Consider the following 23,710-nt stretch of genomic DNA (forward strand, 5'->3'; position numbering starts at 1 on the left):
GATAAAGTCCATATAATTGTGTAAAAGATAAAAGGCCATATGATCGTCCTTTTACGGTACAATGTTTTTAACGACAAAAACATACCTAGGAGGACTTCATATGACCCAAGTACATTTTACACTGAATGTCGAAGAGGTTCAAAGTATAATTGAACATTCGGTGAAAGATGATGTATCGAAAAATATTTTAACGACGATTTTCAACCAGCTGATGGAAGAACAGCGTTCTGAATACATACAAGCTCAAGAATACGAACGAACGGACAGCCGGATCAGTCAGCGAAACGGCTACTACGAGCGTGACTATACGACACGCGTTGGCACCCTGGAATTGCGAGTTCCTCGTACACGGGATGGCGGATTTTCACCTTCGGTGTTCGAGCGTTACCAACGGAATGAGAAGGCGCTGCTGGCTTCCATGTTGGAGATGTATGTTTCCGGTGTTTCCACTCGTAAAGTTTCCAAAATTGTCGAAGAATTATGCGGAAAATCCGTCTCTAAATCCTTCGTGTCCAGCCTTACCGAACAGTTAGACCCTATGGTCCAAGAATGGCAGAATCGATCCCTTACAACGACCGAGTACCCTTACGTTCTGACAGATGTCTTATACATTAAAGTTCGTGAAAATCGCCGTGTCATTTCTAAAAGCTGCCACATAGCTATTGGCATTACCGAAGACGGCTATCGAGAAATCATCGGCTTTATGATCCAAGGCGAGGAAAGCGAAGACACTTGGTCAACATTTTTCGAGTCATTAAAGGAACGTGGCCTTACAGGTGTAAAACTAGTTGTTTCAGATGCCCATAAAGGGCTAGTAGCGGCTGTTCGCCAGAGTTTTACCTATGTTTCCTGGCAAAGATGTCAAGTTCACTTTCTAAGAAACATTTTAAGTAAAGCCCCCAAGAAAAATGCCAAAAAATTTCGGGAGGCAGTGAAAGCCATCTTCAAACTGACAGATATTGATTTTGCCCGCACAATGAAAAATGCTTTGGTAGATGAATACATCGATCAAACGAAATATACCGAAGCTTGCGAAACACTTGACGCAGGCTTTGAAGATGCTTTTCAGTATACGGAAGCCGGTCAAGGCTACAATCGACTGAAGAGCACGAATCTTCTGGAACGATTGAATAGCGAAATCCGTCGGCGAGAAAAAGTCATAGGCATTTTTCCCAATCAGGCTTCGGCTAACCGCTTAATTGGTGCTATCTTGATGGATCAGCATGATGAGTGGGTGGGCAGTAATCGGAAATATCTCGCCATGGATCGCTAAACCCGTGAAGGCTTGACAATGAGCCTCCTTCGGCATGCCTTTTAGTCTGTGCAGGCCGATGAGGCCAGCCTGTCACAAGACTAGCATGCCGAAGCTCATTGTCAAGCCTCACTACTTACCATTCAGTAAGTAGAAGCGTTAGAAACATTGACTACTCTTTTACACAAAATTATGGACTTGACTGAAGAATTCGAACCCAATGATGACCATATATCTTGGTTAAATAAATATAAGACACTTTACCAATTAGAAGGTAAACCGTGGGAAGGATGATATTTAAATGAGTTTTCCGAAATTAAAAGAACATATACAACACATTGTAGAAATAGTAGATTTTTTCCGGGACGGTAAAGGAACGATTAATAAAACGGATAATCATTCTGATTACCAAAATAGCAACTATACACCAGAAGATATTTTAGGACAAATCAAATATGATGCTGAACAAGCACTAAAAGAACTAAATAAATTTTAAAAATAAATCTCAGCATAAAGGAGATGATGCCACATGAGCACAAACATGGCTACAAAGGATTATCCATATCTTTTAACAAGGGAACAAGCATCAGATTTTTTAGGTATAGACCCAAAGTCTTTTGATAAATATATTCGGCCACATGAAGAGCTAGATCGTTTCATGATTGGTAAGCGCGAACGCTACACAATGAAGTCTTTAATACACTTTATCGAAAAACACTCCGTTTAAAATGTCGACAGTTGATAAGATGTTAGTTTCAGAATACAATACAGATGTATTCAACTAGCATCTATCAACTTTATTTTTGAAGGGGATTGATAGCATGGCTAGTATTGTAAAAAGAGGAAAGTCATATCGAGCACAAATTTCTTTGTACAAATATGGAGAACATAAAAAACTAACTAAAACATTTCCGACTAAGAAGGAAGCAAAACTTTGGGCTTTAGAAATGGAATTAGCGAAAGGAGAAGGAAAAGAACTTGCTCACAGAACAACAACATTTGCGGACTTCTTCGAAAATTGGATATATCTTGTAAAGGTTAATGACGTTAAAGAAACGACATTTCAAAATTATGTTCGTACTTTAGGAGTTATTAGAAATTTATTTCAAGATATCCAATTAAAAGATTTAAATGATATTGTTGTTCAGAAAAAGATTGATGAGTATGCCAAGACACATTCACGAAAAACAACACATGAGGTTCTTCTTAAAATTAAAACATCTTTACGTGATGCATATGCTCGTGGCTATATTGCAAATGATTTTGCTCGTTTAGTAAAAACACGTGGAGAGAATCCACCTAAACGTAATAAAGCATTATCTATCACCGATTTTAGAAAGCTTCGTAATTACGTTTTACAGCATCCAGAAGACGAGTTTAATTTACTTGTATTACTGGCATTAGAAACGGGGATGCGACGTGGAGAACTGTTGGCAATACGCCCAGAGAGTATTTATGAATACGGAATAAGGGTTAGACATTCGATTAGTCCTACTTCTGATGATACTTCATTAAAAACACAAAATGCAAAACGTGATGTTTCTATTAACAAAGAGGTATATGAACTCATTCGTAAAATTCCTGTTAAAGAGAATGGTTATATTTTCAGCTTTGGCGGTTTTAAACAGTCGGAACAATTAGCAGAGTTACTGAAGAAATTAGATATTAAGAAAACAACGTTTCACGGTTTAAGAGACACTCACGCATCATTTTTATTTTCTCAAGACATAGATATTGCTTATGTATCAAAGCGATTAGGTCACATTAATATTCAAACCACACAGAATTATTATCTGGAATTAATGCCAGAAAAAAAGCATCAGCAAGATGCCGATGCTTTAAATCTGTTAAGTGCTTTATAAGGTTCAAGTTGATTTGAACCAACTTGAACCAAAAAAGCTCTGTAAACACTGATATACCAATGTTTCTATTAACGTTTTGAGAATTGTGGTGCTTTACGCGCTTTTTTAAGACCTGGTTTCTTACGCTCTTTCATACGTGGGTCACGTGTCAAGAGGCCAGCTGCTTTCAAAGGTCCACGGAAAGCTGGGTCAACTTGCAACAACGCGCGAGCGATTCCGTGACGAGCTGCTCCAGCTTGTCCGGAGAATCCGCCGCCGTTTACGTTTACGCGAACGTCATAGCTGTCAACTGTGTCAGTTGCTGCCAATGGTTGCTTCATAACAACGTGCAAGTGTTCAAATGGGATGTATTCAGTGATGTCTTTGCCGTTCACAGTAATTTTACCAGTACCTGGTGTCAAAATTACGCGGGCTGTTGAGTTTTTACGGCGTCCTGTGCCGAAGTATTGTACTTGTGCCAATGGATTTCCCTCCTTAAATCAAGTTAGTAATGTCTAGGACTTCTGGTTGTTGTGCTTGATGCTTGTGTTCAGGACCAGCGTAGACGTGCAATTTTTTCGCTTGAGCACGGCCTAGAGGACCTTTTGGAAGCATACCTTTGACTGACAATTCAATCAATCGTTCAGGTTTTTGAGCACGCATTGTACCAGCAGATGTTTGTTTCAATCCGCCGATGTAACCAGAGTGACGGGAGTAAAGTTTGTCGCTTGCTTTGTTTCCTGTCAATTTGATTTGTCCAGCGTTGATAACGATCACGTTATCACCAGTGTCAATGTGTGGTGTGTAAGTTGGTTTATTTTTTCCGCGCAAGATGGATGCCACTACAGTAGACAAACGTCCCAATGGGATGTCAGTTGCGTCTACAACGTACCATTTGCGTTCGACTTCGCTTGGTTTAGCCATATAAGTTGTACGCACGATTTTTTCCTCCATTTAATCTTATCTGTTTGTTTGTTACACAACAAGTTTCCGGGGCTTATCGTGGTGGCAAACAATACCATCTAACATAATACCCCCAAAAGCTTGATTTGTCAAACAAAATTAAGTATTTTTCACATTTTGTTCTTCATTATTTTCATAGAAAACTTCCATCATACACAGCCCTCTGGAAGCCGCAGTGGGACCGGCCTTTTTGCGGTATCTAGCCTCTAAAATGTCGGGGATATCTTCTGCCGGTCTCCGGCCGTCCGCCACCTGCAAAAGCGTCCCCATCATCACCCGGATTTGATTGTACAAAAAACCATTTCCCCGGAATGTGAAGATGAACTCCTCTGTCGCTTCTTCATAACGGCAGCTCGCTTCATAGATGGTCCGGACTTTGCTTTCCGCATTGGAGTGGGTAGACGAGAAGCTAGTGAAGTCATGCTCCCCCACAAAATAGCTCAATGCCTTCTGGATGCGGTCCATTTTCATGGTGTACGGGTGATGCAAGGCATACAAGCGGGTGAAGGGATTTTCAATCTTGCTGTTATTCACGCGATATTGATACGTCTTGGCCTTTGCCGAGTACTGCGAGTGAAAGGCCTCCGTGACGATTTCAGGCTCCCAGAACGCAATCTCGTCCGTTGTGAGGGTGTTCAGTGCCCGCTGCATCGCATCCGCCGGCAAACGCTGCGGATAATCGAAATGAATCACCTGTCCCAATGCGTGCACCCCGGCATCGGTCCGCCCCGCCCCGTGAATCCGGATGGACTGCCCTTTGGAGATCATCTTCAACGCTTTTTCGATGTCTCCTTGAACCGTCCGCTGGTTGGGTTGGACTTGGAAGCCGGCAAAGTGAGTGCCGTCGTAACTGATTCTGAATTTGTAACGTGTGGTTTCCATATTTTCCATCCTTAAAAGCAGAAAGAAAAGCCGAACATGACGTTCAGCTCTTCTCTTTTCTTATTGATTTGTTGTTACGTGCGCAGGAAGAACAGCGCAGCCGCCAATACGGCGAATGCCACCATGACGAGGGTGTCGTTCCGTCCCCAGTGCAGCACACGGTATTTGCTCCGACCTTCGCCGCCTTGGTATCCGCGTGCTTCCATCGCCGTCGCCAGCTCTTCAGCACGGTTGAACGAACTCACAAACAATGGAATCAGCAATGGAACGATGGCTTTCATCTGTTGGAAGACACTGCCTTCCCCGAAATCCACTCCCCTTGCCCGCTGCGCATTCATGATTTTTTCCGTTTCGTCCATCAACGTCGGAACAAACCGCAACGCAATCGACAACATCAAAGCAATTTCATGTACCGGCAGCTTCACCAGTTTGAACGGCCGCAGCAGGTACTCAATCGCATCCGTCAGCGACAACGGCATCGTCGTCAGCGTCAGCAGCGTCGACATGAAGATAATCAACACAAACCGGACAAAGATAAAGATTCCGTTGATGATGCCTTCCTGCGAAATCACAATCGGCCCCAAGGAGAGGTAAACTGTCTCTCCGCTCGTGAAGAGCACTTGCAGGACAACCGTAAACAAGATCAGCCAAATTAACGGCCTGATTCCGTTGAAAAAGAAACGCCGGTTGATGCCTGAAAGATAGATGGCCGTGAAAGCGAACAGCGCCAATACCGCATAGGTCGCCCAGTTATTGGCTAAAAAGATGATGACAATGTAAAAGATGGCGCCCAACAGTTTGGCACGTGGATCGAGACGGTGCACAAAGGAATCTCCCGGTATGTACCGTCCGAAAATCAATTTGTCCATCATTGACGCTCAGCCTCCTTTTGCAAAAGGAATGGCTTCATTTCGCGTGCCAGTTCATCTGTGGTCAACGGCAAAGTCGAAAACGACCAGCCGAACTGCTTTTGAATCTGGTTGGCAAACTCCACTGCAGAAGGAACACCCAACTGCTTGCTTTTCAACCAGTCGGCATCGCGGAAAATCTCGCGTGGGTCGCCTTCTTTCATGACGGTCCCTTTCTCCAAGACAATCATATGGTCGGCGTAATACGCCACATCGTCCATCTGGTGCGTCACCAGGACAATGGTCAGCCCCTGTTCTTTGTGGAGGCGGTAGAACATGTCCATGATCTCTCTGCGGCCTTTTGGATCGAGACCGGCCGTCGGTTCATCGAGGACCAACACGTCCGGTTTCATGGCCAATACGCCTGCGATGGCGACACGCCGCATCTGTCCGCCTGAAAGGTCAAACGGAGAGGTTTCCAAAAACGATTCATCCAGACCGACCAGCGGCAGCATGCGTTCCGCAATTTCCCGTCCTTCTTCTTCAGAGGCGCCGAAGTTTTTCGGACCAAACGCGATGTCTTTCGCGACCGTTTCATCAAACAATTGGGACTCAGGGAACTGGAACACAATCCCCACTTTTTTCCGCAATCCTTTGAGGTTTTTGTTTTCGGTTTCGGACGTAATCACCCGGTCGCCGATGGTCACTGTGCCTTCCGTCGGTTTCCGCAGCGCATTCAAGTGCTGCAGCAGGGTGGACTTTCCGCTTCCTGTGTGTCCGACGATGGCCGTGTAGCTGCCTTCTTTGATCATCAAATCAATGTCGTACAAGGCGCGGCTTTGGAATGGCGTCCCCTTTTGGTACGTGTATCCTACTTTGTCGAAGACAATGTCCATAACCATTCCACCAGCCCTTCTTCCGTCAAATACGTCTCCGGTACATCAATGCCTTCTTTTCTCAAGGAAGCTTTCAACCGTTCCGGAAACGGCAAATCCAGCCCCAATTCAATTAAGCGGTCCCCATAGGAGAAAATTTCTTCCGGGGTTCCTTCTTGAACCAATTTCCCCGCACTCATCATCAACACCCGATTGGCTTCTGCCGCTTCGTCGATATCGTGTGTGATGGATAGGACGGAGAGGTTTTCCCGTTCCTTGACTTCTTTCACTGTTTGAAGCACTTCCGCTCTTCCTTGCGGGTCAAGCATGCTCGTCGCTTCATCCAAAATGATGATGTCTGGACGGAGCGCAATGATGCCTGCAATCGCCACCCGTTGCTTCTGACCTCCGGAAAGGCGTGCCGGTTCCCTATCCGCAAACGGCAACATATTCACTTTTTCCAATGCGTCATGAACGCGCGTCACCATTTCGTCTCTTGGGATACCCAAGTTCTCCATACCGAACGCGACGTCGTCTTGAACGGTGGAGCCGACAAATTGGTTGTCCGGGTTCTGGAAGACCATCCCGACCATTTTACGGATGTCCCAAACGTTCTCTTCATTCAAAAGAAGCCCGCCCACGGTGACTTCTCCGCTGTCCGGTTCAATCAACCCATTGATCGTTTTAGCCAAAGTCGATTTCCCTGAGCCGTTCGGTCCGATGATGGCAACCCACTCTCCGGGTTCGATGGACAAAGAAACCCCGTCCAAAGCAGGACGAGCGCTGTCTTCCGCGTAACGGAACGTCACGTTATTCACTGAAATTATTTTATCCATTCACTATTCCTCTAGTCCTTCAAAAATTACAATCATTTTAAGACTACCAAAAAAACCCGAAAAGAACAACATCAGAACGCAGCGCGAAACCGCTGGACCCTGGATACTGCCCCCGTCCAGAGCACTTGATAATCCGTACAAGTCCATTCAATGGAAAGACCGGCTTCTGCGAATATTCCCACTCTTTGCAGAAGCCGATCCAAGTTTCGAACACACTTCTACGGATTTCTACAAATTCACGCGTCCGCCGTCCAGTTTTGTGTATAAAAAAAATCACTTAATGATGAATGGACCTCCCCCGGAAGCGAGAAGCTTCCAGGAGAAGTTAGAGCTAGACTTGGAAAAATCAGTTCCTTCCATCATCGTAACACTCTGTCATACATCCAATAAGTGAATCGTGTAGTGATTATTCTGTTATAAAGCTTAGAAATTTGTTGAAAGAGTTACGCTTCTTCTGAAGCAGTTGGTCCTTCAACGAATTCCAAGATTGCCATTGGAGCAGCGTCTCCGCGGCGTGGTTCAGTCTTCAACACGCGAGTGTAACCACCGTTGCGGTTAGCAAAGCGTGGTGCAATCTCATCGAACAATTTTTGCAAGACATTTTTTACAACAACTTCGTCATCCGATTCTTGAATGTCAGCAATTTCGTTACGAACAAAAGCAGCGGCTTGACGACGCGCATGCAAATCTCCGCGCTTGCCTAGTGTCACCATTTTATCAGCGATAGAGCTAACTTCTTTGGCACGGGCTTCTGTCGTTACAATGCGTTCGTTGATGATCAAATCAGACGTCAAGTCACGCAACATAGCTTTACGCTGAGCGCTTTTGCGTCCCAATTTACGGTAACCCATTGTAGTAATCCTCCTTTGTTTCGTATCAGTCTTCTTGGCGTAACTCCAAGTCGAGTTCTGCCAGTTTTAGTTTTACTTCTTCTAAAGATTTGCGGCCTAAGTTCCGCACTTTCATCATTTCGGCTTCCGTCTTGTTCGTCAATTCTTGAACCGTGTTGATTCCAGCACGTTTCAAGCAGTTGTACGAACGTACAGATAGATCCAATTCTTCGATGGTCATCTCAAGCATTTTTTCTTTTTGTGTTTCTTCTTTTTCAACCATGATTTCGGCCTCACGGGCTTCTTCAGTTAAGTTGACGAAGACACTCAAGTACTCTGTCATAATTTTGGCAGATAAACTGATCGCTTCTTCAGGAGAAATCGACCCGTCTGTCCAAATATCAAGAGTCAGCTTGTCATATAGATTCCGCTCACCGACACGCGTGTTTTCGACGTTGTAGTTTACACGGCTGACTGGGGTATAAATCGAATCAACCGGCAAAACACCAATAGGCATATCATCATGCTTGTTGTGCTCAGCTTTGACATATCCTCTGCCTTTTCCAGCAGTCATACGAGCATGGAAATGACCGCCTTCAGAAACGGTACAAATATATAGATCCGGATTCATGATTTCAACATCGCTATCGAAGATGATGTCGGAAGCTGTAACCACTCCAGGACCTTCAACATCGATTTCGATGGTTTTTTCTTCGTCCGAATAAATTTTCAGTGCCAGTTTCTTGATGTTCAAAATAATTGCTGCTACGTCTTCAACGACGCCATCAATTGCAGTGAATTCATGTAAGACGCCATCAATTTGAATGCTTGTGACGGCTGCGCCCGGAAGGGATGACAAAAGGATACGGCGGAGGGAATTCCCCAACGTGGTCCCATAACCTCGCTCAAGCGGTTCGACAACAAACTTGCCATACTTGGCATCTTCACTGATCTCAACTGTATCAATTACCGGTTTTTCAATCTCGATCATCCTGTCATTTGACCCCTTTCAAAACGTTCAATCCAAGTGCGGCATTGTGCGCCTGCAGAAATGGAATGCCTCTCATTAAACACGGCGGCGTTTTGGAGGACGGCATCCATTGTGTGGAACAGGAGTTACGTCACGAATAGCAGTAACGTCCAATCCAGCTGCTTGTAGCGCGCGGATTGCTGCTTCACGTCCGGAACCTGGTCCTTTAACAGTAACATCTACAGATTTCATGCCGTTTTCCATTCCGCCTTTTGCTGCTGTTTCAGCTGCCATTTGAGCTGCAAATGGAGTCGCTTTACGAGATCCTTTGAATCCCAAAGATCCAGCAGAAGACCAAGAAACTGCATTTCCTTGTGGGTCTGTGATCATTACGATGGTGTTGTTGAATGTGGAACGAATGTGTGCAACACCATGCTCAATATTCTTTTTCACACGACGTTTACGAGTACGAGTACCTCTTTTTGCCATGAAGGTTTACCTCCTTGCTCTTTATTATCGATTATTTTTTCTTACCAGCGATTGCGATTGCGCGACCTTTACGGGTACGAGCGTTGTTTTTAGTGTTTTGTCCACGAACAGGCAAACCACGACGGTGACGGATTCCACGGTAAGAACCGATGTCCATCAAACGCTTGATGTTTTGGTTCACTTCACGACGAAGATCCCCTTCAACTTTTAGTTTGTCAACTGCTGAACGTACTGCATCCAACTGGTCGTTCGTCAAGTCGCGTACGCGGATGTTTTCATCTACGCCTGCTTCTTTAAGAACTTGTTGTGCAGTCGTTTTGCCGATTCCATAGATATAAGTCAATGAAATGACAATGTGTTTGTCACGTGGAATATCTACTCCTGCTATACGAGCCATAATTTGGCACCTCCTATAGGTTGGTTGTTCTGCTTACCCTTGACGTTGTTTGTGTTTAGGGTTTTGACAAATGACCATCACACGGCCGTTACGACGGATGATTTTGCATTTGTCACACATTTTTTTAACTGATGGTCTTACTTTCATGAGTTCTCCTCCTTATCAAAAATACGGAGTCATTAATGTGTCTTCGAATTATTTGAAACGATATGTGATGCGACCACGAGACAAGTCATATGGTGACATTTCAACTGTCACTTTATCTCCTGGCAAAATACGGATATAGTTCATACGGATTTTACCGGAAACATGCGCCAGGATTTCGTGACCATTTTCCAGTTCGACTTTGAACATGGCATTTGGCAAAGTCTCCAAAACCGTTCCTTCGATTTCAATTACATCATCTTTAGCCAACCTAGGTCTCCTCCTTTGTGCTGCTTATTTTGTACGTGATAAAGTGTGAGCGCACATGGCCCTCACTTATCAAATTCATATGTCTTCTTAATTAATGATCGGGTTCTAGTGATAATTTCTCTCATTGACAGTGCTCGAAATATCTTATCACAAATCCCTTGCATTTGCAAGTTTTCTCATCATCTTTTTGGAAAGAACATGCAGAAAGGAGAACGATCAGCTGTTGGCTTGTGAATCGAGGATGGTTTTGATTTTCGCAAAGACTTCGTCTGGTTCTTCTTGACCATTGATGGTGTGAACCAGTCCACGTTCTTTATAGAAATTCAACAATGCTTGAGTCAGTTCGTCATTCGCTCGGATTCTATTTTCCACCGTTTCCGGTTTGTCGTCGTCACGTTGGTAGAAGTCATGACTCCCGCAACGATCACACTCGCCTTCCACTTTTGGTGGATTTGCTGTTTTGTGGTATGTGGCTCCGCAGTTGGAGCAAATGAATCGACCTGTCAACCGTTCCATCAAAATGTCTTTCGGCACTTCGATGTACAAAACGGCGTCCAAGGATTTGTTCAAGTTTTGCAAATTGCTTTCCAATGCTTCCGCTTGGTTCAATGTCCGAGGGTACCCGTCCAACAAAAAGCCTTTAACTGTATCGGATTCTTGGAGACGTTCTTTGACGATGCCGTTGGTGACGTCATCTGGAACCAATTCTCCTTTATCCATGAAAGACTTGGCTTCAAGTCCAAGTGGCGTTTCGTTTTTCATGGCAGCACGGAACATATCTCCAGTCGAAATATGTGGAATGCCATATGTGTCTACGATGCGAGTCGCTTGGGTTCCTTTTCCAGCTCCCGGCAATCCCAATAAAATGAGATTCATGTTTGTTCCTCCTCTTTATTATGGCAAGAACGCAGATGCTGAGGAAAATCCCCAACACTGCTTTCTTATTGAATAAAGCCTTGGTAACTTCTCTTGCTCAACAAACCTTCCAACTCGCGGACAGAGTCTAAAGCGACTCCGACGACGATCAAAAGACTTGTTCCTCCCAAGGCGACGGATGATGGCAAGTTCCATAATCCAGAAGCAATGATCGGAAGCAGAGCAATCAAACCAAGATACATAGCACCTACCGTACTCAAACGAATCAGCATGCGTCCCAAGTAATCTTCCGTTGGTTTCCCAGGGCGGACACTTGGAATATAGCCGCCTTGCTTTTGCAAGTTTTCGGCCGCTTTCTCTGGATTCACTTGGATAAATGCGTAGAAATAGGTAAAGACAACAATCAGTACCGTGTATAAGACGGCACCAGCCGGTTCTTGCAGATTGAAAATGGAATTCAAAATTTGATACCAAGTTGCATTCGCATTGCCTTGTGCAAAATAACCCAAAATGATTTGCGGTGTCATCAAGAAGGAACTTGCGAAGATGACCGGAATCACGCCCGCAGAGTTGACTTTCAATGGCAATACCGCACTTTGTTTGGATCCGGCTACTCGTTTGGTGTATTGAATCGGGATGTTGCGTCTGGCGCTCTCCATGAAGACCACCAAAACAATCAACGCAATCATGACGATGACCAAGAAGACGCTGAACAGAATCGCTTCTGTCAGTTCATCTCCTGCATTCCGGATTTGCACATTGTAGTAATTGTACAAATCTTCGGGCACACGTGCGATGATTCCCGAAAAGATAATCAACGAAGTACCATTCCCGAATCCATTCACCGTGATTTGTTCTCCCAGCCACATGACGAGCATGGTACCGGCAGTCAAAATCAACGCAATGGACAAGTACGTGAATGTTCCTGGGTTGCCGACAAGGCCGAGGCCTGTCAATGCATTAAACCCAAAAGAAATACCTAACGCTTGGACAAAAGCCAAGACAATCGTCAAATAACGAGTGGCTTGGTTTAGCTTCCGGCGTCCGACTTCTCCTTGTTCAGACCATTCTTTAAATTTGGGAATGATGTCCATTTGAAGGAGCTGGACAACAATCGAGGAAGTAATGTAAGGCGAGACACCGAGCGCAAAGATCGAATAACTACTTAACGCTCCCCCGCCGAACGTATCCAATAGGTTGAACAGACCCGTTTGAGATAGTTCGTTCAAGGCGCTGGCATCCACCCCGGGCACAGTGATGTGTGTCCCGGCGCGGAAAACGATCAAGATTCCGAGCGTGTACAAAATCCTGTTTCTGATGTCTTTCTCCTTGAAAGCGTCCTTCAACAGACGGATCATTAGATCACCTCGATAGTTCCACCAGCAGCCTCAATCGCTTCTTTTGCTGCGTTTGAAAACTTATTCGCTTTGACAGTCAATTTGCGGTCAATGGAACCATTGCCCAACACTTTGATGCCGGCTTTTTCGTCTTTAATGACGCCAGTTTCAACGAGCAAAGCAGGTGTTACTTCTGTACCTTCTTCAAAACGGTTCAATGTCTTCAAGTTGACGATGGCATACTCTTTGCGGTTGATGTTAGTGAATCCACGTTTTGGAAGAGTTTGGAACAATGGAGTTTGTCCACCCTCGAAACCTAGACGTGTGCCACCACCAGAACGTGCTTTTTGACCTTTGTGTCCACGTCCAGAAGTTTTTCCGTTACCGGAAGAACTTCCGCGTCCTACGCGGTTGCGACGTTTACGAGATCCTTCTGCAGGTTTCAATTCATGAAGTTTCATAAAACTAGGCACCTCCTTCAGATAGTCTATCTGTTCTTAAAAATTATATTTCTTTGAATTCAACTAAGTGCGCGACTGTGTTGATCATGCCTCTGATTGCTTGGTTATCAGGTTTAACTGATTTGGAGTTGATTTTAGTCAATCCCAAAGATTTAACAGTATCACGCTGATTTTGAGTACGACCAATCAAGCTGCGTTTTAAAGTGATTTCTAACTGTGCCATTTATTGGTCCTCCTTATCCAAGTAGATCTTCAACAGAAATACCGCGTAGTTTTGCTACGTCTTCTGCGCGTTTCATTTTTGTGATTCCATCGATCGTTGCACGCACCATGTTGATTGGGGAGCTGGATCCGATAGATTTAGTTGTTACGTCTTGTACGCCTGCCAATTCCATGACGGCACGGACAGGTCCACCAGCGGAAACTCCAGAACCAGCTACAGCCGGTTTCAAGATAACTCTTCCACCGCCATGAACGCCGATTGCATCATGTGGCAATGTAGTTCCATCCAATGGAACTTCTACAAGATTTTTTCTTGCTGCTTCGATCGCTTTACGGATTGCTTCTGGTACTTCTTGAGCTTTCCCAGTACCAAAACCAACATGTCCGTTTTTGTCACCGACTACGACTAAAGCTGAAAAGCGGATACGACGTCCACCTTTAACAACTTTAGAAACACGGTTGATCTCAACGACGCGATCTTCCAATTCTAATTTAGACGGATCGAATGTAGTCATGTAAGGTTATCCTCCTTTTTTTAGAAATCAAGGCCGTTTTCACGAGCTGCTTCTGCCAAAGCTTTTACTCGTCCATGGTACTGGTAGCCACCACGGTCAAAGACCACTGTTGTGATATTTTTTCCTTTTGCTCTTTCAGCGACCAAACGACCAACTGCAGCCGCTTGTTCTACTTTAGATTCGCCTGAGACATCGCTGTCCAGTGTTGAGGCACTTGCAAGCGTTACACCCGCTACATCATCAATCAATTGAGCGTAGATGTTTTTGTTGGAACGGAATACGTTCAAACGTGGGCGCTCTGCAGTACCAGAAAGATTTTTACGGATACGTTTGTGTCTTTTTTGACGCAATTTGTTTTTATCTGGTTTTGTAATCACAATTGTCACCTCTTTACTTTAAGATATCAGGCAGTCAGGCGAAAATTATTTCCCTGTTTTACCTTCTTTGCGGCGTACATATTCGTCTTCGTAGCGAATACCTTTGCCTTTGTATGGCTCTGGCGGACGAACTGCGCGGATTTGAGCAGCCAATGCGCCGACTGATTCTTTGTTGTGTCCTTTGACAATTACGCGGTTTGCAGATGGTACTTCTACAGTTACGTCTTCTCCAGGTTCGAATTCAACTGGGTGAGAAAGACCAACGTTCAATACCAACTTTTTGCCTTGCAATTGTGCACGGTATCCAACACCATTCAATTCCAAAGTTTTTTGGAATCCGTTAGTTACACCTTCAACCATGTTGTTCACGTTTGCGCGTGTTGTACCATGGATGGTTTTGTTTTGTTTGGAATCATCTGGACGAGTAAATGTAATTACGTTGTCTTCGATATTCATTGTGATAGCTGGGCTGATTGTGCGAGTCAATTCGCCTTTTGGCCCTTTAACTGTTACTTCTTCTCCGTTTTGTGTGACAGTCACACCTTCAGGAATCACGATAACTTTATTTCCGATACGGCTCACAGTAAGGCACCTCCTTATTTCTCGTTTCGTTCATTACCAGACGTAAGCGAGGACTTCTCCACCGATACGTTTGGCTCTAGCAGTTTTATCTGTTACAACGCCTTCTGATGTAGAGACGATTGCAATTCCCAAACCGTTCAAAACTCTAGGCATTTCGTCTGCTTTCGCATACACGCGTAGACCTGGTTTGGAGATACGCTTCAACCCAGTGATGACGCGTTCGTTGTTTGGTCCATATTTCAAGAAAATACGGATAATCCCTTGTTTGTCGTCTTCGACAAACTCAACATTCTTGACGAATCCTTCGTTTTTAAGGATTTCGGCCATATCTCTTTTTACTTTAGAAGCAGGGATCTCAACTGACGTGTGACGCGCTGAGTTAGCGTTACGTACACGAGTCAAGAAATCTGCGATAGGATCTGTCATGACCATTCGTAGTAGCCTCCTTTATGCACTATGATTTTTCGATTACCAGCTTGCTTTTCTCAAACCAGGAATTTGGCCTTTGTATGCAAGCTCGCGGATGCAGATGCGGCAAAGTTTGAATTTTTTGTATACCGAACGTGGGCGTCCGCAACGTTCACAACGGGTATATTCTTGAGTGGAGAACTTGGCTGGTTTATGGTTTTTCTCAATCATTGATTTCTTAGCCATTTTTTAGTACCCTCCTTGTGTTATTTTTGGAATGGCATTCCTAATTGACCTAGCAATTCACGTGCTTCTTCGTCAGAATCAGCAGTCGTTACGATAACGATATCCATTCCGCGGACTTTATCCACCATGTCGTAGTCAATTTCTGGGAAAATCAATTGTTCTCTTACACCCAACGTGTAGTTGCCGCGTCCGTCGAAAGCATTTTTGCTTACGCCTCGGAAGTCACGTACACGTGGAAGAGCAACAGTAACCAATTTGTCCAAGAAATCGTACATACGCTCACCACGTAAAGTTACTTTGGTGCCGATTGGCATACCTTCACGCAGGCGGAATCCAGCGATAGATTTTTTAGCTTTGGTCACAACAGGTTTTTGACCAGCGATCAAAGTCAATTCTTCAACAGCTTTGTCAAGGTTTTTTGCGTTAGATACGGCGTCGCCCACTCCCATGTTGATAACAATCTTTTCAACTTTAGGAGCTTGCATTACGGATGAGTATCCGAATCTTTCTACTAATGCAGGACGTACTTCGTTTACATATTTTTCTTTCATGCGACTCATGAATGAATGGCCTCCTCTCTGCTTACACTATGATTAAATGGTTTCACCAGATTTTTTGGAATAACGTACTTTTTTGCCGTCTTCGATACGGAAACCGACTCTGGTTGGTTCCCCAGTAGAAGGATCGATCAACATTACATTAGAAACGTGGATCGGTGCTTCTTTTTCTTCAATGCCGCCTTGTGGGCTCATTGCACTCGGTTTGTTGTGTTTCTTGATGATGTTGACACCTTCAACGATGACACGGTCTTTTTTAGGCATAGCTTTCAAGACGGTACCTTCTTTGCCCTTATCTTTACCGGCCATAACTTTAACTTTGTCGCCTGATTTGATAAACATCGTTTGTTCGCACCTCCTTGGTTACGGGTAAGGAATTATAAAACTTCTGGAGCTAGAGAAATGATTCTCATGAAGTCATTGTCGCGTAATTCACGGGCAACCGGTCCGAAGATACGTGTTCCACGAGGAGCCTTGTCGTCACGAATAATGACACATGCATTTTCATCAAAATTGATATAAGAACCATCTGCACGGCGTGTGTCAGATTTTGTACGGACGATTACGGCACGGACAACGTCACCTTTTTTGACAACGCCTCCTGGTGTTGCTTGCTTGACAGTAACGATTACTTCATCACCAATGCTTGCATACTTACGACCAGATCCGCCTAACACTTTCACTACGAGCACTTCACGTGCACCGGAGTTATCTGCAACTTTCATGCGGCTTTCTACTTGAATCACTTTAGTGTCCTCCTTTCGAACTCAAAATCAATTGAAGAAGTAATCCTTAGAGGACAATGGCTTCTTCAACAATTTCAAGCAGACGAAAACGTTTATCTTTAGACAATGGACGAGTCTCCATAATTCTTACGATATCGCCTGTTTTAGCAGTGTTGTTTTCATCGTGTGCTTTGAATTTTTTAGAATATTTTAGTCGTTTACCGTATTTCGGGTGACGTTTTTGAGTTGCGATTTCTACGACGATGGTTTTGTCCATTTTGTCGGAAACAACGCGCCCTTGGTAAACTTTACGTTCGTTACGTTCTGCGCTCATTAAGGTTCCATCCTCCTTTTTGCAGCTGCTTACTGGTCGTCAGAGAATTAGTTTTGCAATTCTGCTTGACGAAGAGCAGTTTTAATACGTGCAATCGATTTGCGGACTTCTTTGATACGTGCTGTATTTTCCAACTGTCCAGTTGCTAATTGAAAACGGAGATTGAATAACTCTTCTTTGTATTCAGTTTCTTTTTCGATCATCTCAGCAGTGGATAAGCCTTGTAATTCTTTAGCCTTCATTCGATTCACCACTTTCTTCGCGTTTTACTACCTTCGTTTTCATAGGCAGCTTGTGGGAAGCCAAACGCAATGCTTCACGGGCAACTTCTTCTGGGACGCCGCCAACTTCAAACATGATTTTACCACGTTTGACTGGGGATACCCATCCTTCAGGTGACCCTTTCCCGGAACCCATACGGACACCGATTGCTTTGGCTGTCACCGATTTGTGAGGGAAAATTTTGATCCATACTTTCCCGCCACGTTTCATATAACGGTTCATTGCGATACGGGCTGATTCGATTTGACGGTTGGTCACCCAGTGGGATTCAACAGCTTGCAAACCATATTGACCGTAAGCTAGTTCTTTTCCGCCTTTCGCTTCGCCTCTCATTTTTCCACGGAACTCACGACGGAATTTTACACGTTTAGGTACTAACATGTTTATTTCCCTCCTTTCTCATCATTTCTTCCAGGCAATACTTCGCCTTTGTAGATCCAAACTTTGACACCGATTTTTCCGTAAGTGGTGTCTGCTTCTTCGTTTGCAAAGTCGATGTCTGCACGCAATGTGTGCAATGGAACAGTTCCTTCTGCGAAGCTTTCGCTACGAGCGATGTCTGCTCCGTTCAAACGACCGGAAACCTGTGTACGGATACCTTTAGCGCCTGAACGCATAGCACGTTGGATAGCTTGTTTTTGTGCACGACGGAAAGATACGCGGTTTTCCAACTGCTCCGCAATGCTGCGAGCTACCAAAGTAGCATCCATGTCAGGTCTTTTGATTTCAACGATGTTCACGTGAACACGTTTGCCTGTCAAGTTGTTCAATTGACGACGCAATGCGTCTACTTCAGAACCGCCTTTACCAATGACCATACCTGGTTTAGCTGTATGGATAGAAACGTTGATGCGGTTAGCTGCACGTTCGATTTCCACGCGAGAAACAGAAGCTTCTTTCAATTTCTCATCGATATAGTTACGAACTGCCAAGTCTTCGTGTAAGTTTTCAGCAAAATCTTTTTCAGCGTACCATTTAGCGTCCCAGTCGTGGATGACGCCGACACGCATACCATGAGGATTTACTTTTTGTCCCACAGATTACCCCTCCTTCTTCTCAGATACCACTACTGTGATGTGGCTTGTGCGTTTGTTGATTGGTGAAGCTGCGCCTTTTGCGCGTGGACGAAACCGTTTCAAGGTAGGTCCTTCATCGACAAAAGCTTCGCTTACTACCAAGTCTTCTACGTCCATATCGTAATTGTGTTCAGCATTTGCGATAGCTGACATAAGCACTTTTTCAATCGGCTCAGAAGCGCCTTGTGTTGAAAAACGCAAAATGGAAATAGCTTCGCCTACGCTTTTTCCTCTGATCAAGTCAATGACCAAGCGAGCTTTGCGTGGAGCGACGCGAACCATTTTAGCAGTTGCTTTTGCTGCTGTAATTTGTTCTGCCATGAGTGTATCCTCCCCTCAAATCAGCGTTTAGCTGTTCTTCTATCGTCCTTAGAATGTCCTCGGTAAGTTCTTGTTGGTACGAATTCACCAAGCTTGTGTCCTACCATGTCTTCTTGCACGAATACTGGAACGTGTCTACGTCCATCGTATACTGCAATGGTGTGTCCTACAAAGTTAGGGAAGATTGTGGAACGACGAGACCATGTTTTGATGACAGTCTTTTTGTCACTTTCTTCCATTGCTTGTACTTTTTTCATTAGGTGTTCATCGACGAAAGGTCCTTTTTTCAAGCTACGGCCCATGGATAAACCTCCTTCCAAAATTTAGGCGATGCCTATATCGAAAAATGTTTTAAGAGAAAGCTCAGCTGGCTCATTATGCCAGCTGGCGATTATTTTTTCTTGCGGCGGCGTACGATCATCTTGTTTGAAGCTTTTTTCTTGTTGCGTGTCTTCAAGCCAAGTGTCGGTTTGCCCCAAGGTGTAACTGGGCTTGGACGACCGATTGGAGCGCGTCCTTCACCACCACCGTGTGGGTGATCGTTCGGGTTCATTACGGAACCACGTACAGCTGGACGTTTACCTTTCCAACGGCTGCGGCCTGCTTTACCGACGTTGATCAATTCGTGTTGTTCGTTACCAACAGAACCGACTGTCGCACGGCAAGTAGCCAAGATCAAACGGTCTTCCCCAGATGCTAGACGAATAAGAACGTATTTTCCTTCTTTCGCTAGAACTTGAGCAGATGTACCTGCGGAACGAACCAATTGTCCGCCTTTACCAGGTTTCATCTCAATGTTGTGGACTACTGTACCCACTGGAATGTTTGCTAGTGGAAGTGCGTTACCGACTTTGATGTCAGCGTCTTCCCCAGACATGATTTCTTGTCCAACTTGGATTCCTTTAGGAGCAAGAATGTAGCTTTTCACACCATCTTCATAGTGAACCAAGCTGATGTTCGCTGAGCGGTTTGGATCGTATTCGATCGTTTTGATAACGCCTCGTACGCCGTCTTTGTTACGTTTGAAGTCAATGACGCGATACTGACGTTTGTGGCCTCCGCCTTGGTGACGGACAGTGATACGGCCTGTGTTGTTACGGCCGGAACCTCTACGTTTTGGCTGCAACAAAGACTTTTCAGGAGTTGTAGTAGTGATTTCAGAGAAATCAGAACCAGTCATGTTACGGCGTCCGTTAGTGGTTGGTTTGTATGTTTTAATCGCCACGTCTGTTCCCTCCTTGTATAGTGATTTCAGATCCGAGATCTGAAGTTACTTATTCGTTTTCGAATAGTTGAATTTCGTTTGAATCTTGTGTCAACTTCACGATAGCTTTACGACGTTTTTTCGTATAGCCTTGGTATCTTCCCATGCGTTTCAATTTGCGAGGAGTATTCATGATGTTAACTTTGTCGACTTTTACGTCGAATATAGACTCAACTGCTTGTTTTACTTGCGTTTTGTTAGCGCGCACGTCCACTTCGAAAGTATATTTCTTATCGTCCATGGCATACATGGAAGCTTCTGTGATGATCGGGCGCTTGATAACGTCTCGTGCATCCATTATTGAAGAGCCTCCTCTACCTGGGTCAGAGCAGATTGCGTCAAAATCAATTTCTCGTGAGCAACTACATCCAACACGTTAACGTTATTAGGAGCGACTACTTTCACCCCTGGAAGGTTACGTGCGGACAATGCTGCGAATTGGTTTTCGTTTTCAACGACAACCAATGCTTTTTTAGCCACGTTCAGATTTTGAAGAACTTGTCTGAATTCTTTTGTTTTTGGTTGGTCAAAGTTCAATGCGTCTACTACGATCAAATCTTCGCTTGCCACTTTAGCGGAAAGGACAGATTTAATTGCCAGACGACGAACTTTCTTAGGCAATTTGTAGCTGTAAGAACGAGGTGTTGGGCCAAATACCACACCGCCTCCACGCCATTGTGGTGAACGGATGGATCCTTGACGCGCACGTCCTGTTCCTTTTTGACGCCATGGTTTGCGTCCGCCTCCGCGTACAGCGCTGCGGTTTTTTACGGCGTGAGTTCCTTGTCTCAAGGATGCTTGCTGCATTGTGATTGCGTCAAACACAACACTTTCATTCGGTTCGATACCGAAAATGGAGTCGTTCAATGTGACTTCACCATTTTGAGTACCGTCTTGTTTAAACAAAGTTACGTTTGGCATTCTATTGCTCCTCCTTTCTTACGATTACTTGTTAGCAGATTTCACTGCAGATTTGATTTCAACAAAGGATTTTTTCGCACCAGGTACGTTTCCTTTGATGAGGATGACATTGCGTTCCACATCTACGCGAACAACTTCAAGGTTTTGAATTGTCACGCGGTCGTTACCCATACGTCCAGCCAATTTTTTACCTTTAAATACACGAGATGGATCAGATGCTCCACCCATGGATCCTGGACGACGGTGGTAACGAGAACCGTGAGTTTCTGGTCCGCGGCCTTGTCCGTGACGTTTGATAACGCCTTGGAAACCGTGTCCTTTAGATGTACCAGTGACATCAACGATGTCTCCAGCTTCGAACAAGTCTACTTTGATCTCTTGTCCTACTTCGTAATCTCCCAGCTCTACATCGTTGATTTCTCGAATGAAGCGCTTAGGAGTTGTTCCTGCTTTTTTTGCATGACCTTTAGCGGGTTGGTTAGACAAAATGTCGCGTTTGTCTTGGAAACCAAGTTGAACAGCTTCGTAGCCATCGTTTTCCATTGTTTTCAACTGAAGCACAACGTTTGGTTCTGCTTCAATAACAGTTACTGGAATCAATTCGCCGTTTTCGCTGAAGACTTGAGTCATTCCCACTTTTCTTCCTAAGATTCCTTTGGTCATGGTTACACCTCCATTATGTTTGTATGTTTATATGTTAGTTTTGATTAAAGTTTGATTTCGATGTCTACACCGCTTGGCAAGTCAAGCTTAGTCAACGCGTCGACAGTTTTTGGTGTCGGGTTGACAATGTCTACCAAACGTTTGTGTGTACGCATTTCGAATTGTTCACGCGAGTCTTTGTGTTTGTGCGGTGAACGGATAACAGTGAACAAAGAGCGTTCTGTCGGCAATGGAATCGGACCGGATACAGTTGCACCAGTTCTTTTTGCAGTTTCCACGATTTTTTCAGCCGATTGATCCAACACACGATGTTCATATGCTTTCAAACGAATACGAATTTTCTGTTTTGCCATTTTATTCCCTCCTTCGCCTATTTTAAGAAATGAGACAATTGCTCCACGAAAATTTCCAACACATCGTCCGTGGCAAAGCGTCCGGGTGTGTCGCAACCTCTCGCTTCATCGCCATGGTCATTGAGGTGACCCTGCCTGTGTTGCGTTCTTTCATCGTAGGAAAATCCTCTCAGAATTCAACACCTTAACTAGTATATAGATACTGCCTTCGAATTTCAAGTGTTTTATCGTTATTTTTTAAAAAATGAAATGAATATCTTTTTTTCTGCTGGCATCCAACACAAAAAGAAAACTGTCCGGAAAGGGTACTTCCGGACAGTTTGTTATCAGTTTAACTCACTTGAAAAAGCGAATTATTGAACGACTTTAGATACAACACCAGCGCCGACTGTACGTCCGCCTTCACGGATAGTGAATTTAGTTCCTTCGTCAATAGCGATTGGAGCGATCAATTCAACAGTCATAGCAACGTTGTCACCAGGCATGACCATTTCAGTTCCTTCTGGCAAGTCAATTACACCAGTTACGTCAGTTGTACGGAAGTAGAACTGAGGACGGTAGTTAGAGAAGAATGGAGTGTGACGCCCACCCTCTTCTTTAGTCAAGATATAAACTTCTGCTTCGAATTTAGTGTGAGGTGTGATTGAACCTGGTTGAGCCAAAACTTGACCACGTTCTACATCGTCACGGGACATACCACGTAGCAATGCACCGATGTTGTCTCCCGCTTCAGCGTAGTCCAACAATTTACGGAACATCTCAACACCTGTAACAGTAGTTTTAACAGTGTCTTTCAAACCGATAACTTCAACTTCGTCACCGACTTTAACTTGTCCAGCTTCAACACGGCCTGTAGCAACAGTACCACGACCAGTGATAGAGAATACGTCCTCAACTGGCATCATGAATGGTTTGTCAGTGTCACGTTGTGGAGTTGGGATGTACTCGTCTACAGCTGCCATCAATTCTTCGATTTTAGCTTCGTGTTCTGCGTCGCCTTCCAAAGCTTTCAAAGCGGAACCAGCGATTACAGGAACGTCGTCTCCTGGGAATTCGTATTCTGTCAACAAGTCACGAACTTCCAATTCAACCAATTCAAGCAATTCTTCGTCGTCAACCATGTCAACTTTGTTCAAGAAGACTACGAAAGCTGGAACTCCAACCTGACGAGAAAGCAAGATGTGCTCACGAGTTTGTGGCATTGGGCCGTCAGCAGCAGAAACTACCAAGATAGCTCCGTCCATTTGAGCAGCACCAGTGATCATGTTTTTAATGTAGTCCGCGTGTCCTGGGCAGTCAACGTGTGCGTAGTGACGGTTTTCTGTTTCGTACTCTACGTGAGAAGTGGAGATAGTGATTCCACGTTCGCGCTCTTCAGGAGCTCCGTCGATGCTGTCGTATCCGCGGTCTTCTGCCAAGCCTTTTTTAGACAACACGTGAGTGATTGCAGCTGTCAATGTTGTTTTACCATGGTCAACGTGTCCCAAAGTACCAATGTTAACGTGTGGTTTGGAACGGTCAAATTTTTCTTTACCCATTTTAAATGTTTCCTCCTCATATTTGAGTTAAATTTTTAATAGAAATAAACATTCT

The 23,710-nt window shown here is 44.4% G+C and carries 40 protein-coding genes; 4 read left to right on the plus strand and 36 right to left on the minus strand.

From position 1 onward, the window contains the following. Positions 1-100: 100 nt before the first annotated feature. From G470_RS0101495 to G470_RS0101510, 4 genes are all read left to right on the plus strand, one after another. Entirely contained in the window at positions 101-1,273 is a 1,173-nt protein-coding gene (locus G470_RS0101495; RefSeq protein WP_028273281.1) for an IS256 family transposase, read from the plus strand. A 280-nt stretch (positions 1,274-1,553) separates the two neighbouring features. Next, positions 1,554-1,748, plus strand: coding sequence for a hypothetical protein (locus tag G470_RS0101500; protein ID WP_028273282.1), 195 nt, complete (start codon positions 1,554-1,556; stop codon positions 1,746-1,748). A 33-nt stretch (positions 1,749-1,781) separates the two neighbouring features. Further along, positions 1,782-1,979, plus strand: a complete 198-nt coding sequence (locus tag G470_RS0101505) for a MerR family transcriptional regulator (protein ID WP_028273283.1) — start codon at positions 1,782-1,784, stop codon at positions 1,977-1,979. Between the two features lie 94 nt (positions 1,980-2,073). Beyond that, positions 2,074-3,114, plus strand: a complete 1,041-nt coding sequence (locus tag G470_RS0101510) for a tyrosine-type recombinase/integrase (RefSeq protein ID WP_028273284.1) — start codon at positions 2,074-2,076, stop codon at positions 3,112-3,114. 68 nt (positions 3,115-3,182) lie between these two features. On the opposite strand, the gene rpsI is transcribed toward G470_RS0101510, so the two are convergent. The 36 genes from rpsI to tuf all read right to left on the minus strand — a co-directional run bounded on the left by rpsI (position 3,183) and on the right by tuf (position 23,655). Further along, entirely contained in the window at positions 3,183-3,575 is a 393-nt protein-coding gene (gene rpsI, locus G470_RS0101515; RefSeq protein ID WP_028273285.1) for a 30S ribosomal protein S9, read from the minus strand. 13 nt (positions 3,576-3,588) lie between these two features. Beyond that, positions 3,589-4,032: a 50S ribosomal protein L13 gene (rplM, locus tag G470_RS0101520; RefSeq protein ID WP_028273286.1), complete on the minus strand. Its 444-nt coding sequence runs from the start codon at positions 4,030-4,032 to the stop codon at positions 3,589-3,591. Between the two features lie 123 nt (positions 4,033-4,155). Then, complete coding sequence (truA, locus tag G470_RS0101525) at positions 4,156-4,938, minus strand: tRNA pseudouridine(38-40) synthase TruA (protein ID WP_028273287.1); 783 nt, start codon at positions 4,936-4,938, stop codon at positions 4,156-4,158. A gap of 74 nt (positions 4,939-5,012) precedes the next feature. Beyond that, a complete protein-coding gene (locus G470_RS0101530) occupies positions 5,013-5,810 on the minus strand; it encodes an energy-coupling factor transporter transmembrane component T family protein (RefSeq protein ID WP_028273288.1) in 798 nt (265 codons plus the stop codon). Beyond that, complete coding sequence (locus tag G470_RS0101535) at positions 5,807-6,682, minus strand: energy-coupling factor ABC transporter ATP-binding protein (protein ID WP_028273289.1); 876 nt, start codon at positions 6,680-6,682, stop codon at positions 5,807-5,809. Before G470_RS0101535 ends, G470_RS0101530 begins: the two co-directional genes overlap by 4 nt. Continuing rightward, complete coding sequence (locus G470_RS0101540) at positions 6,658-7,497, minus strand: energy-coupling factor ABC transporter ATP-binding protein (RefSeq protein WP_028273290.1); 840 nt, start codon at positions 7,495-7,497, stop codon at positions 6,658-6,660. Before G470_RS0101540 ends, G470_RS0101535 begins: the two co-directional genes overlap by 25 nt. Before the next feature lie 443 nt (positions 7,498-7,940). Next, the gene (gene rplQ, locus G470_RS0101545) at positions 7,941-8,348 is read right to left on the minus strand and encodes a 50S ribosomal protein L17 (protein ID WP_028273291.1); all 408 of its coding nucleotides are present in this window, start codon (positions 8,346-8,348) and stop codon (positions 7,941-7,943) included. 25 nt (positions 8,349-8,373) lie between these two features. Further along, positions 8,374-9,318: a DNA-directed RNA polymerase subunit alpha gene (locus G470_RS0101550; RefSeq protein ID WP_028273292.1), complete on the minus strand. Its 945-nt coding sequence runs from the start codon at positions 9,316-9,318 to the stop codon at positions 8,374-8,376. A gap of 75 nt (positions 9,319-9,393) precedes the next feature. Continuing rightward, positions 9,394-9,786, minus strand: coding sequence for a 30S ribosomal protein S11 (rpsK, locus tag G470_RS0101555; protein WP_028273293.1), 393 nt, complete (start codon positions 9,784-9,786; stop codon positions 9,394-9,396). Between the two features lie 31 nt (positions 9,787-9,817). Beyond that, positions 9,818-10,183 carry a 30S ribosomal protein S13 gene (gene rpsM / locus G470_RS0101560; protein ID WP_028273294.1) on the minus strand — a complete coding sequence of 122 codons (366 nt, stop codon included), beginning with the start codon at positions 10,181-10,183 and terminating at the stop codon, positions 9,818-9,820. A 33-nt stretch (positions 10,184-10,216) separates the two neighbouring features. Next, positions 10,217-10,330: a 50S ribosomal protein L36 gene (gene rpmJ / locus G470_RS0101565; RefSeq protein WP_028273295.1), complete on the minus strand. Its 114-nt coding sequence runs from the start codon at positions 10,328-10,330 to the stop codon at positions 10,217-10,219. A 48-nt stretch (positions 10,331-10,378) separates the two neighbouring features. Continuing rightward, positions 10,379-10,597, minus strand: a complete 219-nt coding sequence (gene infA / locus G470_RS0101570) for a translation initiation factor IF-1 (protein WP_028273296.1) — start codon at positions 10,595-10,597, stop codon at positions 10,379-10,381. Between the two features lie 216 nt (positions 10,598-10,813). Then, positions 10,814-11,473, minus strand: coding sequence for an adenylate kinase (locus tag G470_RS0101575; protein WP_028273297.1), 660 nt, complete (start codon positions 11,471-11,473; stop codon positions 10,814-10,816). A gap of 65 nt (positions 11,474-11,538) precedes the next feature. Continuing rightward, positions 11,539-12,831 carry a preprotein translocase subunit SecY gene (secY, locus tag G470_RS0101580; protein WP_028273298.1) on the minus strand — a complete coding sequence of 431 codons (1,293 nt, stop codon included), beginning with the start codon at positions 12,829-12,831 and terminating at the stop codon, positions 11,539-11,541. Continuing rightward, the gene (rplO, locus tag G470_RS0101585) at positions 12,831-13,271 is read right to left on the minus strand and encodes a 50S ribosomal protein L15 (RefSeq protein WP_028273299.1); all 441 of its coding nucleotides are present in this window, start codon (positions 13,269-13,271) and stop codon (positions 12,831-12,833) included. Before rplO ends, secY begins: the two co-directional genes overlap by 1 nt. 43 nt (positions 13,272-13,314) lie before the next feature. Further along, positions 13,315-13,494, minus strand: a complete 180-nt coding sequence (rpmD, locus tag G470_RS0101590; protein ID WP_028273300.1) for a 50S ribosomal protein L30 — start codon at positions 13,492-13,494, stop codon at positions 13,315-13,317. A gap of 13 nt (positions 13,495-13,507) precedes the next feature. Beyond that, complete coding sequence (gene rpsE, locus G470_RS0101595; RefSeq protein ID WP_028273301.1) at positions 13,508-14,008, minus strand: 30S ribosomal protein S5; 501 nt, start codon at positions 14,006-14,008, stop codon at positions 13,508-13,510. A gap of 20 nt (positions 14,009-14,028) precedes the next feature. Beyond that, positions 14,029-14,394, minus strand: coding sequence for a 50S ribosomal protein L18 (gene rplR, locus G470_RS0101600; protein ID WP_035444858.1), 366 nt, complete (start codon positions 14,392-14,394; stop codon positions 14,029-14,031). A 36-nt stretch (positions 14,395-14,430) separates the two neighbouring features. Continuing rightward, positions 14,431-14,967 carry a 50S ribosomal protein L6 gene (gene rplF / locus G470_RS0101605; protein WP_028273303.1) on the minus strand — a complete coding sequence of 179 codons (537 nt, stop codon included), beginning with the start codon at positions 14,965-14,967 and terminating at the stop codon, positions 14,431-14,433. 33 nt (positions 14,968-15,000) lie between these two features. Continuing rightward, a complete protein-coding gene (rpsH, locus tag G470_RS0101610) occupies positions 15,001-15,399 on the minus strand; it encodes a 30S ribosomal protein S8 (RefSeq protein ID WP_028273304.1) in 399 nt (132 codons plus the stop codon). Positions 15,400-15,435: 36 nt separating this feature from the next. After that, positions 15,436-15,621, minus strand: a complete 186-nt coding sequence (locus G470_RS0101615; RefSeq protein ID WP_028273305.1) for a type Z 30S ribosomal protein S14 — start codon at positions 15,619-15,621, stop codon at positions 15,436-15,438. A gap of 20 nt (positions 15,622-15,641) precedes the next feature. After that, positions 15,642-16,181, minus strand: coding sequence for a 50S ribosomal protein L5 (gene rplE / locus G470_RS0101620; protein ID WP_028273306.1), 540 nt, complete (start codon positions 16,179-16,181; stop codon positions 15,642-15,644). Positions 16,182-16,214: 33 nt separating this feature from the next. Continuing rightward, positions 16,215-16,520, minus strand: coding sequence for a 50S ribosomal protein L24 (gene rplX / locus G470_RS0101625; protein WP_028273307.1), 306 nt, complete (start codon positions 16,518-16,520; stop codon positions 16,215-16,217). Positions 16,521-16,555: 35 nt separating this feature from the next. Next, entirely contained in the window at positions 16,556-16,924 is a 369-nt protein-coding gene (rplN, locus tag G470_RS0101630; RefSeq protein WP_028273308.1) for a 50S ribosomal protein L14, read from the minus strand. Between the two features lie 46 nt (positions 16,925-16,970). After that, on the minus strand, positions 16,971-17,237 hold the full coding sequence (gene rpsQ, locus G470_RS0101635) for a 30S ribosomal protein S17 (RefSeq protein WP_028273309.1): 267 nt from the start codon (positions 17,235-17,237) through the stop codon (positions 16,971-16,973). A gap of 47 nt (positions 17,238-17,284) precedes the next feature. After that, on the minus strand, positions 17,285-17,479 hold the full coding sequence (rpmC, locus tag G470_RS0101640) for a 50S ribosomal protein L29 (RefSeq protein ID WP_028273310.1): 195 nt from the start codon (positions 17,477-17,479) through the stop codon (positions 17,285-17,287). Then, positions 17,469-17,900 (minus strand): 50S ribosomal protein L16, encoded by a 432-nt coding sequence (rplP, locus tag G470_RS0101645; protein ID WP_028273311.1) that lies wholly within the window; start codon positions 17,898-17,900, stop codon positions 17,469-17,471. The genes rpmC and rplP overlap by 11 nt, the downstream gene beginning before the upstream one ends. Positions 17,901-17,902: 2 nt before the next feature. Next, positions 17,903-18,556, minus strand: coding sequence for a 30S ribosomal protein S3 (rpsC, locus tag G470_RS0101650; RefSeq protein ID WP_028273312.1), 654 nt, complete (start codon positions 18,554-18,556; stop codon positions 17,903-17,905). Between the two features lie 3 nt (positions 18,557-18,559). Further along, complete coding sequence (gene rplV, locus G470_RS0101655) at positions 18,560-18,916, minus strand: 50S ribosomal protein L22 (protein WP_028273313.1); 357 nt, start codon at positions 18,914-18,916, stop codon at positions 18,560-18,562. Positions 18,917-18,936: 20 nt separating this feature from the next. Beyond that, positions 18,937-19,218: a 30S ribosomal protein S19 gene (gene rpsS / locus G470_RS0101660; RefSeq protein WP_028273314.1), complete on the minus strand. Its 282-nt coding sequence runs from the start codon at positions 19,216-19,218 to the stop codon at positions 18,937-18,939. Between the two features lie 89 nt (positions 19,219-19,307). Continuing rightward, positions 19,308-20,141, minus strand: coding sequence for a 50S ribosomal protein L2 (gene rplB, locus G470_RS0101665; RefSeq protein WP_028273315.1), 834 nt, complete (start codon positions 20,139-20,141; stop codon positions 19,308-19,310). Between the two features lie 49 nt (positions 20,142-20,190). After that, on the minus strand, positions 20,191-20,478 hold the full coding sequence (rplW, locus tag G470_RS0101670) for a 50S ribosomal protein L23 (protein WP_028273316.1): 288 nt from the start codon (positions 20,476-20,478) through the stop codon (positions 20,191-20,193). Then, positions 20,478-21,101 (minus strand): 50S ribosomal protein L4, encoded by a 624-nt coding sequence (rplD, locus tag G470_RS0101675; RefSeq protein ID WP_028273317.1) that lies wholly within the window; start codon positions 21,099-21,101, stop codon positions 20,478-20,480. The genes rplW and rplD overlap by 1 nt, the downstream gene beginning before the upstream one ends. A gap of 24 nt (positions 21,102-21,125) precedes the next feature. Then, entirely contained in the window at positions 21,126-21,764 is a 639-nt protein-coding gene (gene rplC / locus G470_RS0101680) for a 50S ribosomal protein L3 (RefSeq protein WP_028273318.1), read from the minus strand. Between the two features lie 44 nt (positions 21,765-21,808). Next, complete coding sequence (gene rpsJ, locus G470_RS0101685) at positions 21,809-22,117, minus strand: 30S ribosomal protein S10 (RefSeq protein WP_028273319.1); 309 nt, start codon at positions 22,115-22,117, stop codon at positions 21,809-21,811. 353 nt (positions 22,118-22,470) lie between these two features. Beyond that, a complete protein-coding gene (gene tuf / locus G470_RS0101690; protein ID WP_028273320.1) occupies positions 22,471-23,655 on the minus strand; it encodes an elongation factor Tu in 1,185 nt (394 codons plus the stop codon). Positions 23,656-23,710: the final 55 nt, after the last annotated feature.

The sequence above is a fragment of the Atopococcus tabaci DSM 17538 genome (assembly GCF_000429585.1).
Classification (GTDB): Bacteria; Bacillota; Bacilli; order Lactobacillales; family Carnobacteriaceae_A; genus Atopococcus; species Atopococcus tabaci.